At 30.0% G+C, this 13103-nt stretch carries 16 protein-coding genes; all 16 read left to right on the forward strand.

What is annotated here, in order from left to right:
• Positions 1-2 precede the first annotated feature (2 nt).
• The 16 genes from Q0714_RS05695 (at position 3) to Q0714_RS05770 (ending at position 12877) form a co-directional block, all read left to right on the forward strand.
• A complete protein-coding gene (locus Q0714_RS05695) occupies positions 3-572 on the forward strand; it encodes a hypothetical protein (RefSeq protein WP_298263425.1) in 570 nt (189 codons plus the stop codon).
• 2 nt (positions 573-574) lie between these two features.
• Positions 575-1321, forward strand: coding sequence for a phosphatase PAP2 family protein (locus Q0714_RS05700; protein ID WP_298263426.1), 747 nt, complete (start codon positions 575-577; stop codon positions 1319-1321).
• Between the two features lie 89 nt (positions 1322-1410).
• Positions 1411-2202 (forward strand): acyl-CoA thioester hydrolase/BAAT C-terminal domain-containing protein, encoded by a 792-nt coding sequence (locus Q0714_RS05705; protein ID WP_298263427.1) that lies wholly within the window; start codon positions 1411-1413, stop codon positions 2200-2202.
• Positions 2203-2856: 654 nt separating this feature from the next.
• Positions 2857-3786 carry an AraC family transcriptional regulator gene (locus Q0714_RS05710; RefSeq protein WP_298263428.1) on the forward strand — a complete coding sequence of 310 codons (930 nt, stop codon included), beginning with the start codon at positions 2857-2859 and terminating at the stop codon, positions 3784-3786.
• A gap of 215 nt (positions 3787-4001) precedes the next feature.
• Positions 4002-4403 carry a DUF5367 family protein gene (locus tag Q0714_RS05715; protein WP_298263430.1) on the forward strand — a complete coding sequence of 134 codons (402 nt, stop codon included), beginning with the start codon at positions 4002-4004 and terminating at the stop codon, positions 4401-4403.
• Positions 4404-4415: 12 nt separating this feature from the next.
• Entirely contained in the window at positions 4416-5237 is an 822-nt protein-coding gene (locus Q0714_RS05720) for an NmrA family NAD(P)-binding protein (RefSeq protein WP_298263432.1), read from the forward strand.
• Positions 5238-5254: 17 nt separating this feature from the next.
• Positions 5255-6946 (forward strand): serine hydrolase, encoded by a 1692-nt coding sequence (locus tag Q0714_RS05725; RefSeq protein ID WP_298263433.1) that lies wholly within the window; start codon positions 5255-5257, stop codon positions 6944-6946.
• A gap of 4 nt (positions 6947-6950) precedes the next feature.
• Positions 6951-7880 carry a hypothetical protein gene (locus tag Q0714_RS05730; protein WP_298263434.1) on the forward strand — a complete coding sequence of 310 codons (930 nt, stop codon included), beginning with the start codon at positions 6951-6953 and terminating at the stop codon, positions 7878-7880.
• A 551-nt stretch (positions 7881-8431) separates the two neighbouring features.
• Positions 8432-9142, forward strand: a complete 711-nt coding sequence (locus tag Q0714_RS05735; RefSeq protein ID WP_298263436.1) for an SIMPL domain-containing protein — start codon at positions 8432-8434, stop codon at positions 9140-9142.
• 17 nt (positions 9143-9159) lie between these two features.
• Positions 9160-9720 carry a DUF1572 family protein gene (locus Q0714_RS05740; RefSeq protein ID WP_298263437.1) on the forward strand — a complete coding sequence of 187 codons (561 nt, stop codon included), beginning with the start codon at positions 9160-9162 and terminating at the stop codon, positions 9718-9720.
• A 10-nt stretch (positions 9721-9730) separates the two neighbouring features.
• Positions 9731-10303: a type ISP restriction/modification enzyme gene (locus tag Q0714_RS05745; protein WP_298263438.1), complete on the forward strand. Its 573-nt coding sequence runs from the start codon at positions 9731-9733 to the stop codon at positions 10301-10303.
• A 56-nt stretch (positions 10304-10359) separates the two neighbouring features.
• Positions 10360-10731 (forward strand): VOC family protein, encoded by a 372-nt coding sequence (locus Q0714_RS05750; protein ID WP_298263439.1) that lies wholly within the window; start codon positions 10360-10362, stop codon positions 10729-10731.
• Positions 10732-10749: 18 nt separating this feature from the next.
• Complete coding sequence (locus Q0714_RS05755; protein ID WP_298263440.1) at positions 10750-10896, forward strand: hypothetical protein; 147 nt, start codon at positions 10750-10752, stop codon at positions 10894-10896.
• Between the two features lie 29 nt (positions 10897-10925).
• On the forward strand, positions 10926-11378 hold the full coding sequence (locus Q0714_RS05760) for a class I SAM-dependent methyltransferase (RefSeq protein ID WP_298263780.1): 453 nt from the start codon (positions 10926-10928) through the stop codon (positions 11376-11378).
• Between the two features lie 46 nt (positions 11379-11424).
• Positions 11425-12303: a cation diffusion facilitator family transporter gene (locus tag Q0714_RS05765; protein ID WP_298263442.1), complete on the forward strand. Its 879-nt coding sequence runs from the start codon at positions 11425-11427 to the stop codon at positions 12301-12303.
• Between the two features lie 61 nt (positions 12304-12364).
• Positions 12365-12877 carry a DUF3124 domain-containing protein gene (locus Q0714_RS05770; RefSeq protein WP_298263443.1) on the forward strand — a complete coding sequence of 171 codons (513 nt, stop codon included), beginning with the start codon at positions 12365-12367 and terminating at the stop codon, positions 12875-12877.
• Positions 12878-13103 lie beyond the last annotated feature (226 nt).

Below are 13103 nucleotides of genomic sequence, written 5' to 3' on the forward strand. Positions count from 1 at the left end.
AGATGACAACAAAAGACAGAAAAACAGATATTATTTTAGGAAGCCTTTTTTTAATCCTCACAGTGGGTTTCATTGTGTTGGCAATGACTAATAAGCTATTTTTTGATTGGGTTTTTGAACGCCACCATAATCAATGGAGTTGGTATTTAAGACCATTGTTTTTAGTTCCGTTCTGCTATTTTGCTTTTAGAAAAAAGTTTTCTGGTATGATGATTTCAATCTTCGCCCTGTTTACCAGTATGTTTTGGTTTCCAAAACCCGAAATTGTAAGTAAAAGCGTAGTAGAATTTTTAGAATTTGAGAAAGAATACCTTTACGGGCAATGGAATACGGAAAAAATATTGCTAACCTTAACCATTCCAATTTCATTTATAACACTAGGGCTAGCCTTTTGGAAGCGCAGCTTAGTGCTTGGAGTAGCTGTAATCGGTTTAATGGCTACAGGGAAAATGGTATGGAGTATTGAAAACGCAGGTGAATCTGGAAAATCAATTTTAATTCCCGCAATTGCTGGACTATTCATTTGTTGTGGCATTATATACTACGGATTTAAAAGATTAACAAAAAAATAACTATGAATTATTTTAAACCTTTTTTACTACTCGCCATTTTAGTATTACCCTATTTGGCTCAAGGACAACAAGCACTAGATACATTGGTTACACAATCTAATAAAAACAAGCTAAAAATAAAAGAAATTATACTTCCTGCTTCAATAATTTTGGTCGGGTCAGCCCTATCGGGCAGCCGACTTGAAAAAAAGCTTAAAAACAGCCTCCACGATGGTACCGTAAGAGAAATTGGTTTTACGCTCCCCATAGATGATATAATTCAATATGTACCCATCGTAGAATTGTACACCGCAGATTTACTCAAAATAAAATCTAAAAATCATTGGTTTGATCAAACCAAATACTTAGCTATTGCTAATATAATTACTGCAAGCCTTACACATACTGGAAAAAGATTATTCAATAAACAACGCCCTGATGGGTCTAATCATGCTTTCCCCTCAGGGCACACCTCCTTCTCTTTTACAAATGCTAGTGTTTTGTATGAGGAATTTAAAGACACAGCTACAATATTTGCATATAGTGGTTATGCCCTTACATCTTTGGTTGGCAGTCTTCGTGTTGTAAACAACAAACATTGGATATCAGATGTATTGGTAGGAGCTGGTTTGGGAATTTTAGTTACAAAATTGGTTTATCACTTCGAACCTTTAAAAAACTGGAATCCCTTTAAAAAGTATGATAATATTATACTTATTCCCAACATTAATACACAACAAATTGGAATGTACTTTAAAGTTAAATTTTAACCATAATTCTCATGAAAACAAAAATTAAAATCATAGGCATAATTCTTATCCTTGTCCTAAGTTTAGGATTACTTTACCTTTTTACATATGTGCCGAAACTATCCGGCAGACATGGAGTGGTAGAAGCAAAATTGTATTTAGGTAAAGCTAACAAACAGCCCTTGTTTGTGGGTTTTGGAGGTGGAGGTAACGATTGGTCAAGAAGCTATTTAAAGAGTAAACGCGATAGTTTAAATCAAAAAGGCTATGCCGTTTTGGCCATTGGCTATTTTAAGACAAATGGAACTCCAAAATATTTGGACAGAATTTCACTTGACGCAATAAGAGATACCATTTTATCAATTGCAAAACATTCGAAAATTGATGAGACAAAAATAATTTTGTTCGGTGGCTCCCGTGGAGGCGAGTTGGTTTTAAATTTAGCTAGTAGATATAACGAATTTAAAGGTGTAATAGCAGCATCTACTTCTCATGTTAGTTTTCCAGCCTTAACATTATATGCAAACACATCTTCTTGGACATATAAAAGCAAAGAAATTCCATATGTGCCTGCTCCATTGAAAACAATTTCACCAGCAATTAAAGGCGATTTATATACTGCTTATAGTATGATGCTAGAAGATAAACAAGCAGTAAAAAGAGCGGAAATAGCAGTCGAAAATATTAATGGACCTATTTTGATTATATCAGGAAAGGATGATGACCAATGGCCAGCTACAGAAATGTCACAAAAAATAATAGAAAGATTAAATGCTAATAATTTCAAACACTATAAAAAACACGTTATATTAAATGGAGGACATATTGAACCATTAAAACAATTTAATTTAGTGTACAAATTTTTAGATAAACATATGAAAGTAGACAACGTAAGTCATTAATCATTGTACTTTCCTTAAATAGGTTGATTAAAATTCAATAATTTAAATAGCACTTCAATAAAATAAATGATATTATTAAAAGTTAAATTATTATCGATGCTAATCGAGGTGTAAACTATGGAGATTATGTAAAATTCATCAATTCATTTGAATTTGTATTCAGTAAATTGAGAAATGAATTATCAGAGCAAAAGTTCAAAAAACAATTTGAGAATTTAACAGAAAGTGAAAAAAAATAATAGAAAAAGAATATTCATTTGAGATTAAAGAGAATACTCCTGAATAAAAAATACATTACCCAACACCTTATATAATTTATGCTTACATTTGAACTAATATAAACGACTAACATTCAACAAGCGATTAGCTACGTCCGAAAAATCTCCGATTTTCCAGTTACACAATCATATAAAATCCGTTCTCTAAAAAAATCTCAACTGTACTTTCTTGAAATAGATTGACTAAAAATTAGACAACTTAAACTATTTCCTTTAAAGGGTTCAACCTGGTATTCCAATTAGTTCTATAAACAAATAAGACCGTTAGTAATAATTTAAAAAAATTAAAATAAAATATTTTAGTATTTTTAAATGCATGAAATACTTTTCTATAAATCTATATATAAAAATGCTAAATTGTGCTATAGAGGAAGGCATGTCGATAGAAGATTTTATGGATTTATCAAAACCAATTAACGCTGTAGATCATTTGCAAGTAGTTTCAGCAGAAGAATTCTTATCCTTACATGAATTACTTGCTGATAAGCTTGGACGCGGTTTTGCGGTAAGAGTAGGCCAAAAAATGATAATCGAAGATTATGGCGTTTTAGGACTTTCTTGGCGAACTTGTTCTAGATTAGGTGAAATTTTCGAACGTAGCGAACGCTACTTTAAACTATTGTCTAATACATTTTTATGGCAAATCCAAAAAGTAGGAAATGTTTCTCATATTATCCTCAATAGGGAAGCTCATAGAAGAGGCATGGAATTATCAACTGAGGCTAGTTTATCTGCAACAGTGGTGGTTTTACAAGCCATGTCTGAAAAAGAGATTTCCCCTATTCAGGTAAGCTTCAAACATAAAAAACCAAAAGATCTTACTAGTCATAAAAAAGCTTTTAATTGTTCTATCTTATTTGAGCAATCACAGTACTCCATAAGCTATAAAACAGAAGATCTAAGGCTACGAACAGCTAAAGCAGATGCTAGTATCCATAGCTATTTACTTCAACAAGTTGATGAGAAAACTAAAGGTATAAAAATTCCTGGTAATAAGTTTGTTCATGATGTAGAAACACTAATAAAAGATGCCCTTCCAACTGGTATTCCAAGTATACATTACATTAGTGACCTTACAGCAATGAGTAATCGAACACTTACTCGAAGACTTTCTGAAGCTGGAGTTAGCTATCGTGATTTAGTTAAAAAAACTCAAGAAAAAATAGCAAAAGAAATGCTACACAAAAATACTGAGAGTATAGGCGAAATTGCATTCTTAACAGGTTTTTCTGAGCAAAGTGCTTTTAATCGTGCCTTTAAAAAATGGACTGAACTTACCCCTTCAGAATTCAGAAAAAAAATCTAAAATTACTTTTGGCGTAAAATGTCAAAAGTTTGTCTTTAAGAGTCAAAAAATTCTTTTGATCACTTCGCACCTTTGTGTTATCAATTTAACCACTCAAGTAAAGATAACCAAATCACTTACTTTATTTTTTTAGGTATGATAATCATTAAATAGAAATGTTACCAAAACCTTAATTCAAACAGAATCAAATTACAAAACTTATAAAACAAAAAATCATGAAATATTTAAGAGCTATTAGTATTGGCATTATTATCTGGATTCTAGGAGTAAGTGTATTTACACTCTCATCAAATATCTTCATTTTAGAAAATGCAGAACAACAAGCAAATATGCTGCTTTTTATCTCAGTAATACCATTAGTATGGTTTGGAGCAAAACAATATTACAAAAAAGAAACAAACACTCATGGATATTGGGTAGGACAAACTTTCTTTTTAACCGCAACAGTTTTAGATGCTTTAATTACTGTTCCTGTTTTTATTATCCCAAATGGGGGTTCCTATCATCAATTTTTCACAGATGTAGGCTTTTGGTTTATAGGCTTAGAATTTCTAGCCATAACAGTACTGTATTGGTATATCAAAGCAGGAATTAATAAACAAAATCAAACTATATAAAACGTAAATATTATGAAACAAAACATTTTAGTTATAGGAGGAAATGGAAAAACTGGTAGCCGAGTTGCAGAAAATTTAAAACAATCTGGGCACAACGTACGCGTTGTGGGTAGAAAAACAAATCCAAATTTTAATTGGGAAGATATAGACACCTATAGCTCAGCTTTGAAAAATATGGATAGAGCCTACATCGTATATTATCCAGATTTGGCTATGCCAGGTTCAAGAGATGCCATAACAATACTCACAGAAAAAGCTTTAGAGGCAGGATTAGAAAAAGTGGTATTACTCTCTGGTAAAGGAGAAACAGAAGCAGAAGCTTGTGAGGATATCGTCGCCAATTCCGGCCTCAATTACACTTTGGTAAGAGCATCCTGGTTTAATCAAAATTTTAGTGAAGGTGCCTTTTTAGAATTCGTCCTAAATGGTGTTGTTGCACTACCCAGATCAGAGGTTAAAATTCCGTTTGTTGATACTGATGATATCGCTGACGTCGTTTCCAAAGTGATTGTCGATGATGCATATAATGGACAAACCATAACGGTTACAGGACCACAAAAAAGAACCTTTAAGGAGGTAGTAAGCATTATGTCTGAAGCCATTGATAAACACATTCAATTTGTGCCTATTTCTATTGATGAGTTTAAAGAAGGTATGCGAAAAGCTGGCTTGCCGAACTCTTATATTTGGCTCTTTGGTTATTTATTTAAAGAAGTATTAGGCAATCCAGACAACCAAGAAGTTTCCAATGATGTTGCCGAAGTATTGGGTAGGCCTGCAAAAGACTTTGAAACCTTTGCTAAGGAAACTGCGGCAACTGGAATTTGGAGTTAGATTTAAAAATAATTGAAATGAGAAAAACTTTTAAAATAATAACAACTGCCCTACTTGTTTTATGTAGTGCAATTGTATCTGCTCAAAACAATAATGAGCAAATCAACATCCATCACATAACAACTAAAATCGATAGTCTTTTAAGTAATTATAATGAGAATGAACCAGGCGCTGCCATTGGGCTTGTAAAAAACAATCAATTGATATATGAAAAGTACTTTGGATTGGCCAATCTTGATTATGAAATACCGATTCACAAAGAGACTTCTTTTCATGTGGCTTCAGTTTCTAAACAGTTTACCGCATTTGCCATTCTCTTACTGGAAGATGAAGGAAAACTTTCTTTAGAAGATGATATTAGAATCTACCTTCCTGAGATGCATAAATTTGAACCTAAAATAACCATTAGTCATTTACTAAATCACACAAGTGGATTAAAAGATAAGTATAACCTATTACGCCTCTCAGGTTGGACATTAGATGATGTGATTACCAATGAACAAGTATTGAATATTATTTTTAATCAAAAGACCTTAAATTTCAAACCCAACGAAAAACATATGTATAGCAATGCAAACTATGCATTGTTAGCAGAAATTGTAGCTAGAGTATCGAAGATGTCTTTTGTAGAATTTACTCATAAGCGCATTTTTGAACCCCTACAGATGTATGATTCTAAATTTGTAGATAAAGAAGGACAGGTTATTAAAAATAAAAGTCTTTCCTATTTCAAAGTTGATTCAATTTACGTAGAAGATCTATTTAATAACTTCAGTGTTGGTGCTACCAATCTCAATACAACAATTACAGATTTGAGTAAATGGGCAATTAATTATGACACAAAAAAAGTGGGTAACGAAGTTATCTTTAATAAAATTCAAACCTTACAGTATTTGAATAATGGAGAAACCTATGGCTATGCAAATGGTTTGTTTATTAATACGTATAAAGGGTTTAAACGTATAGAACATAGTGGTCAAGACGCAAGTTATCAGGCCTATTTGGCAACTTTTCCAGAATTAAATTTTAGTCTAGTTTTTGCAAACACAAATGGTGAAATCAATGGTGCTAGAATGGTGTATGACATCATGGATATTTGTTTAGAACAATATACTACCCATAAAACGGACAAAAAGCCAACAGTTAAAAAGTTGCCACATCAAAAACCAATATCAAAAACACCTGCGGAGTTAATGCGTTATGAGGGTCATTATTGGGATGAAGGCGACCAATATTCTAGAAAAATAAAAGTAGAAAATGACACCTTACGTTTCATTACAAAAAATGGCAATACCGCTTTAGTACCCGTTGGCGAACATACTTTTGAAATGAATATTGATAGCTATGTTGGTATCTCTTTTACAAATAACCAGATGATAATTACACTGGATGATGGCTCTCAGATTTATTCGGAAAAATATCGTCCTGCACATTACAATGCAACTACACTTCAAGAATTCATAGGAAGGTATTACAGTTCTGAATTAAATGCGTATTACTCATTTTATGTTAAAGAAGATCTGTTAGTGGCAAAACACACAAGACTGGGTGATTTTAAATTAAAAGCTATTAAAAAGGACTATTTCCTCGGTAATAAAGGTTCGTTTCTGAAAGTGGTTTTCGTAAGAAACTCGGTTAATGATGTTATAGGGTTTGAGGTATCTAGCAGTAGAGCGAAAAATGTTTTGTTCTTAAAAATTAAACAATAAAAAAATGAAAAGAGTTAACATTACATTACAATTATTAGTCTTCCTTTTCTTTTCTTGTATCAAAGAAACTCAATCAAATTTAATTCTGCTAGATTCTAACATTCCAACAGATGCTCCATTAGTTTTTGGGGAAGGGATTATTTCGACTGATAACTATGAGTTTGCCATTACGTTTACGCCAGAAATGGATGAAATATATTTTACACGAAGAAAAAATGGGGAGGACAATAAAATTTATACCATGAAGTTAATTGATGGTAAGTGGTCCAACCCAGAAACAGCATTTTTTACAGCTACTGAAGGGTGGGATTTCGAGCCTCATATTAACCCTAATGGAGATAAGCTATATTTTGGTAGTACAAGACCACTATACGATTCAATTAAATCATCTGGATTATACCAATGGTATAGTAAGAGAGAAGCAAATGGCTGGAGTACACCAGTACCGTTAGAGAAACCATTTTTAGATAAATCAATAATAATGTACTTAACGTCTACAGAAAATGGTAATTTATACTTCACTACAGGAGAAAAAGGAGACAAACCAGAAGATTGGGTTATTTATAACTCGGTTAAGGAAAACGGTCAATATAAAAGCTTTAAAAGAATGGGAAAAGAAATTAATACTTCTGGAAAATGGATAGCTCATTCATACATTGCTCAAAATGAAAGCTATATGATTTATGATTTCAAGAGCGATTTAGGATTTGGTGGAAGTGATTTATACATCAGCTTTAATAAAAATGGTATTTGGTCAAAGCCTTATAACTTAGGACCAAAAATAAACACTAATCAAACTGAAATGACTGCAAGTGTCTCACCAGATGGCAACTATTTATTTTTCCATAGAGGAGGCGAAAATAAAGGTGATATTTATTGGGTAGCCTTTAAACCCATAAAAGAAAATATATTGAAGAATATTAATAATAAATAACAATATTATGAAATAAAGCATCTATTCAGTTTAAGTAACTTGCTTACTAGCCTTGATGTAAGCTATAATCAAGAATTAATTGATTTGAAAGTGGACAGAAATCCAAATTTAACATGCTTCAAAATCCGAAATGGTTAGAAAATTCCAAAAGTTTCACTATCTTATTCTCAAGAATTGAGTGACACTTGTAATTAAACATATTGCCAATAACAGCCTTAGTTCATTACTGTAAATTCCTAATCGGAATTCATTTTCGATTTGTTCTCTTTAAGCTATGGTGAAAAAATCCTATCGAGTTCACTAATACTTATAAGAATTAGCAATAAAACCGCTTAAATTTAAAATTTAAGTGGTTTTTAAGTTTAAATAACATTTTTCTGTTTTTAAAATTTATCTATAATTTTAAATATCTTTTCGGCATAGTAATTGTTAACATTTACAAAGTTATTATTTTTAAAAATCATAAATAATATTAACTTTAAACTAACTTTATTTAAATATCCAAATTGTAATTTTAACTTATTATAATCAATAACTCTAAAAAAAATATTATGAAAAACTTAGACTGGATAAAAACTTTATTACTTGGAGCATCAATAGTAATTGCAGGACTCTTTATTGGAAACATGCACAAGACTGGAAAAAAATACGATCGCTATGTACAAGTAAAAGGTTTATCTGAACGTGAAGTTTCAGCTGATCTAGCTGTTTGGCCAATGCACATTATGTTGACAGGAAATGACTTGAAATTATTAAAAACTGAGATTGAAAAACAAAATGAAGAAGTGTATAATTTCTTTATAAAACAAGGTTTTGATGAAAGTGAACTTTCCAAAGGAATTGCAAATATAAATGATGCAAAGGCTAATATCTACAATTCTAGCTATCAAAAAAACGAATATAGATATTTAGCTAAATCGGAATTTACAGTTAGAACAAAAGATATAAAAAAACTTCAAAAAGCATTAATAGAATCACTTGAACTTATTTCAAAAGATATTTTATTAGGATCAAAAAATAGCTGGAGACCTATTGAATATATTTTTACAGGGTTAAATGAATTAAAACCTTCTATGATTGAAGAGGCTACTAAAAATGCTCGAGAAGTTGCAGAAAAATTTGCACGTGATTCTAATTCTGAAGTGGGTGAAATCAGAGTCGCTAGACAAGGATTATTTTCTATCAATGATAGAGACCAAAACACTCCAGAAATAAAAATTGTAAGAGTTGTTTCAACTATAGATTTTCAACTTAAAGAATAAACTAAAACTTCAAATAAATGGGGTTAATTTGCCTCAAAAGTTGTATTCAGCAATTTGAATATTACAAAGCTGTTGGAGAAAAAACTTTTGAGCAACTTGAAGAATCTGATTTGTTTTGGCAGTATAATACAGAAAGTAATTCCATCGCAATTATTGTCAACCACCTGTCTGGAAATATGAAATCTCGTTGGACAGATTTTCTACATTCTGATGGTGAAAAAGAATGGAGAAATAGAGGCCGAGAATTTGAAGCTGTTATAAAAACTAAAAAAGAGCTTTTAATAAAATGGGAAGAAGGCTGGAATTGTTTATTTAATGCTTTAAATAAAATAACTCCAAATAACTTCAATACCGAAATTTATATACGAAATCAATCACATACTATTATTGATGCAGTAAACAGACAATTAGCACATTATGCTTATCATATTGGACAAATTGTTTACATTGGTAAAATGATTAAATCTGACCATTGGAAAAGTTTAACTATTCCAAAAGGAAAATCATTAAAATTTAATACTCAAAAATTCTCAAAAGGAAAACATAAAGGACATTTTTCTGATGATTTAAAAAATTGATCTTGTTAAAATGAAAACTGAAACACACTTTAACCAATATTTAATTACCAATAAATTTCAGTTTAATTTTAAAGGCATTACAAATCAATTTTACACAAATAACCCTTTAAATAATAAAGAGAACACAAAAAATAAGTTTTATAATTCTTCAAAATTTGACAATCAAATAATTGATAGGATTTCTAAAAAAACAAGTCTTATTTTTTTAAAAGAAAATGAAACTCAAACCAACCTTTGCTTTATTAATAGTACAGAACTTACTAACGATTTTAAAACCACATTTACTTTAAAAGATTTGTTTCATTATATATATGCGGTATTGCATTCTTCAATATATAAAGAAAAACATAAAGATTTTTTTAAGTTAATATATCCACCAATGCCTTATCCAAAAAACATTAATACTTTTTTGGAATTAGTTGACCTTGGAAATAAATTAGTTAAACTCCATACATCAATACCTAAAAATTCTACACACTCTATGATACAAGATAGCCAAACGGAAAAAAAACAGGTTTTAAAAACTCAACTAAAATCTAAAACACTTGAATTGATTAAAAAAATTAACGAAATCGAGATTTAGTTCAAAAACATATTTTTAGTAACTTTAGCTGAATAATTAGTAAATCTGTAAACATTATGAATTTAGGAGCATTTTCAATAAGTCTTGCTGTTAAAAACCTCAAGGCTTCAAAAGAATTTTATGAACACCTTGGGTTTAGTGTTTTTGCTGGAGCAATTGAAAATAATTATTTGATTATGAAAAATGAGAAATCACTAATTGGCTTGTTTCAAGGAATGTTTGAAAACAACATTTTAACATTCAATCCAGGCTGGGATGAAAATGCTAATGTCTTAACAAAATATGATGATATTCGATTAATTCAACAACACCTTAAAAGTAAAAACATTCAATTAGAACGTGAAGTGGACGAAAAAACTTTAGGTCCTGGAAGCATTGTAGTCAAAGATCCTGATGGTAATACTATTTTAATTGATCAACATATTTAGTATCAAAAAGTTTTTTTTATGGATACATATAAAGAAACATTTATTACTTGGAATACTATTGCTAAATTTTATCAAGATAAGTTTATGGATTTAGATATCTACAACGATACTTATCAAATTTTAGTTGAATCTATACCTAAAAAAAAGCTAAAGTACTTGAAATAGGTTGTGGACCAGGTAATATTAGTAAATACCTGTTAACACAAAACCCTCAATTAAAATTAAAAGGTATTGATGTTTCTGAAAATATGATCCAATTAGCCAAAAAAAATAATCCGATAGCTGAATTTGAAATAATGGATGGCAGAAAAATCCATCTGCTAAAAGATTCTTTTGACGCCATAGTTTGCGGCTTTTGTATTCCATATTTTTCAAATAAAGATTGTATTAAATTAATTAACGATTGTAATAATTTACTAAACAATTCAGGAATACTATACCTTAGTTTTGTAGAAGGAGACCCTAGTAATTCTGGTTTTATTTCTGGCAGTAGTGGTGCCCGAACATATTTTTATTATCATCAATTAAAATCATTAAAAAAAGTATTGAAAAATTACTCTTTCAAAATCATTGATATTTTCCATAAAAATTATAAAAAACCGAATAACATAAATGAAATACATACCATAATAATTTTAAAAAAGTAAATTAATTCTTTAATTATTTCAGATATTTGTAGCACTATTTTTAAAAATGAACAACCCAAAAATCGCTTTAAAAACAACTTACTTAAGCATTTTAAGTAACCTTTTATTAGCTCTAATAAAAGCTGCTGCTGGTATCTTAGGAAATTCATATGCTTTAATTGCCGATGCAATAGAATCCACAACCGATATATTTTCATCATTTTTAGTATTCTTAGGTATTAAATATGCCAACAAACCCCCTGATGAAAATCATCCATATGGTCATGGTAGAATTGAACCGCTAATCACTTTTTTAGTGGTGGGCTTTTTAATAATTTCAGCTACTGTAATTGCTTATGAAAGTATTCATCAAATACTTTCACCACAAAAAGCACCTAAACCTTGGACCTTAATTGTTTTAGGAATTATAATAATTTGGAAAGAAATTTCATACAGAATTGTACTTCACAAAAGTATTCAAACCAATAGTACTTCATTAAAAGCTGATGCTTGGCATCACCGTAGCGATGCAATAACTTCTATTACTGCTTTTATAGGCATTTCTATAGCATTAATTTTTGGGGAAGGTTTTGAAGCTGCTGATGATTGGGCTGCACTTTTTGCTTCTGCATTTATAATTTACAACGCGTACTTAATATTTAGACCTGCCTTGGGTGAAATTATGGATGAACACGTGCATGATGATTTAATTGAAGAAATTAGAAATATTGCTATTACCGTTGAAGGCGTTTTAGGAACAGAAAAATGCTTTGTTAGAAAAACTGGAATGAAATATCATGTAGATTTACACGCTATTGTTAGTGGAGAAATTTCTGTTAAAGAAGGGCACTTAATTTCACATAATTTAAAAGACAGGTTACAAGAAAAAATACCTAATTTAAATGATGTATTAATTCATATTGAACCATTTAGAAAAGTTTTATAATAAATTCTAATATAAAAAATCGGAACTTTATTGTATTTTTATCACGCTTAAAATTCTAATTATGAGAAAAGCAGCAGTTGTATTATTCGTTATTGTTTCAATGATTTCTTCTTGTGAAAATAAAAAAGAAATCAGTTCAATTTCACCTGTAAATTGGAATAAAAGAACCATTTATAATTCACTAAGTGATACTTTAAAATTTGGTAAAACCTACTTAGCAGTATATTCTCAAATATACAACAGTACCGAACATAGAACACATGATTTAACAGCAACTATAAGTATTAGAAATACCAATTTAAAAGATACCATATACATTCAAAAAGCTGACTATTATAATACCAAAGGAAATTTAATAAGAACTTACTTTAACAAAACAATTTATATTTCACCTTTAGAAACTGTTGAAATTGTAATAGATGAAAGCGACAAAGAAGGCGGAACAGGTGCTAATTTTGTTTTTCATTGGATGATAAACCCAACTTTAAATGAACCTTTATTTGAAGCTGTTATGATATCTACCACAGGTCAACAAGGTTTATCTTTTACAACTCAAGGAAAAAAAATAAACTAAAATTATTGATTTTTAATTTTATGTAAATACCTCAAAATATTTAATCTTCTTTTAAACAAAATTCAAACTTTTAGATTCATTTACTTGTTTTCTTTAAAAATACTTCAAGAAACTATTATTTAAAAAAAACTGCTTTTAACTCTTTTTTCTTAACATATTCTTAAAAAAAACTCTATAAAATAGCAAAAAAAGCATATTATGTAAAAAATATATTCATTATTTGTGT

The organism is uncultured Lutibacter sp., from assembly GCF_947493565.1.
In the GTDB taxonomy this organism is placed as follows: Bacteria; Bacteroidota; Bacteroidia; order Flavobacteriales; family Flavobacteriaceae; genus Lutibacter; species Lutibacter aestuarii.

Bases quoted from the DNA above. Each gene is read 5' to 3' on its own strand.
- Q0714_RS05695 (WP_298263425.1), top strand. From the start codon at position 3: ATGACAACAAAAGACAGAAAAACAGATATTATTTTAGGAAGCCTTTTT.
- Q0714_RS05700 (WP_298263426.1), top strand. From the start codon at position 575: ATGAATTATTTTAAACCTTTTTTACTACTCGCCATTTTAGTATTACCC.
- Q0714_RS05710 (WP_298263428.1), top strand. From the start codon at position 2,857: ATGTCGATAGAAGATTTTATGGATTTATCAAAACCAATTAACGCTGTA.
- Q0714_RS05715 (WP_298263430.1), top strand. From the start codon at position 4,002: ATGAAATATTTAAGAGCTATTAGTATTGGCATTATTATCTGGATTCTA.
- Q0714_RS05720 (WP_298263432.1), top strand. From the start codon at position 4,416: ATGAAACAAAACATTTTAGTTATAGGAGGAAATGGAAAAACTGGTAGC.
- Q0714_RS05725 (WP_298263433.1), top strand. From the start codon at position 5,255: ATGAGAAAAACTTTTAAAATAATAACAACTGCCCTACTTGTTTTATGT.
- Q0714_RS05730 (WP_298263434.1), top strand. From the start codon at position 6,951: ATGAAAAGAGTTAACATTACATTACAATTATTAGTCTTCCTTTTCTTT.
- Q0714_RS05735 (WP_298263436.1), top strand. From the start codon at position 8,432: ATGAAAAACTTAGACTGGATAAAAACTTTATTACTTGGAGCATCAATA.
- Q0714_RS05740 (WP_298263437.1), top strand. From the start codon at position 9,160: ATGGGGTTAATTTGCCTCAAAAGTTGTATTCAGCAATTTGAATATTAC.
- Q0714_RS05745 (WP_298263438.1), top strand. From the start codon at position 9,731: ATGAAAACTGAAACACACTTTAACCAATATTTAATTACCAATAAATTT.
- Q0714_RS05750 (WP_298263439.1), top strand. From the start codon at position 10,360: ATGAATTTAGGAGCATTTTCAATAAGTCTTGCTGTTAAAAACCTCAAG.
- Q0714_RS05755 (WP_298263440.1), top strand. From the start codon at position 10,750: ATGGATACATATAAAGAAACATTTATTACTTGGAATACTATTGCTAAA.
- Q0714_RS05765 (WP_298263442.1), top strand. From the start codon at position 11,425: ATGAACAACCCAAAAATCGCTTTAAAAACAACTTACTTAAGCATTTTA.
- Q0714_RS05770 (WP_298263443.1), top strand. From the start codon at position 12,365: ATGAGAAAAGCAGCAGTTGTATTATTCGTTATTGTTTCAATGATTTCT.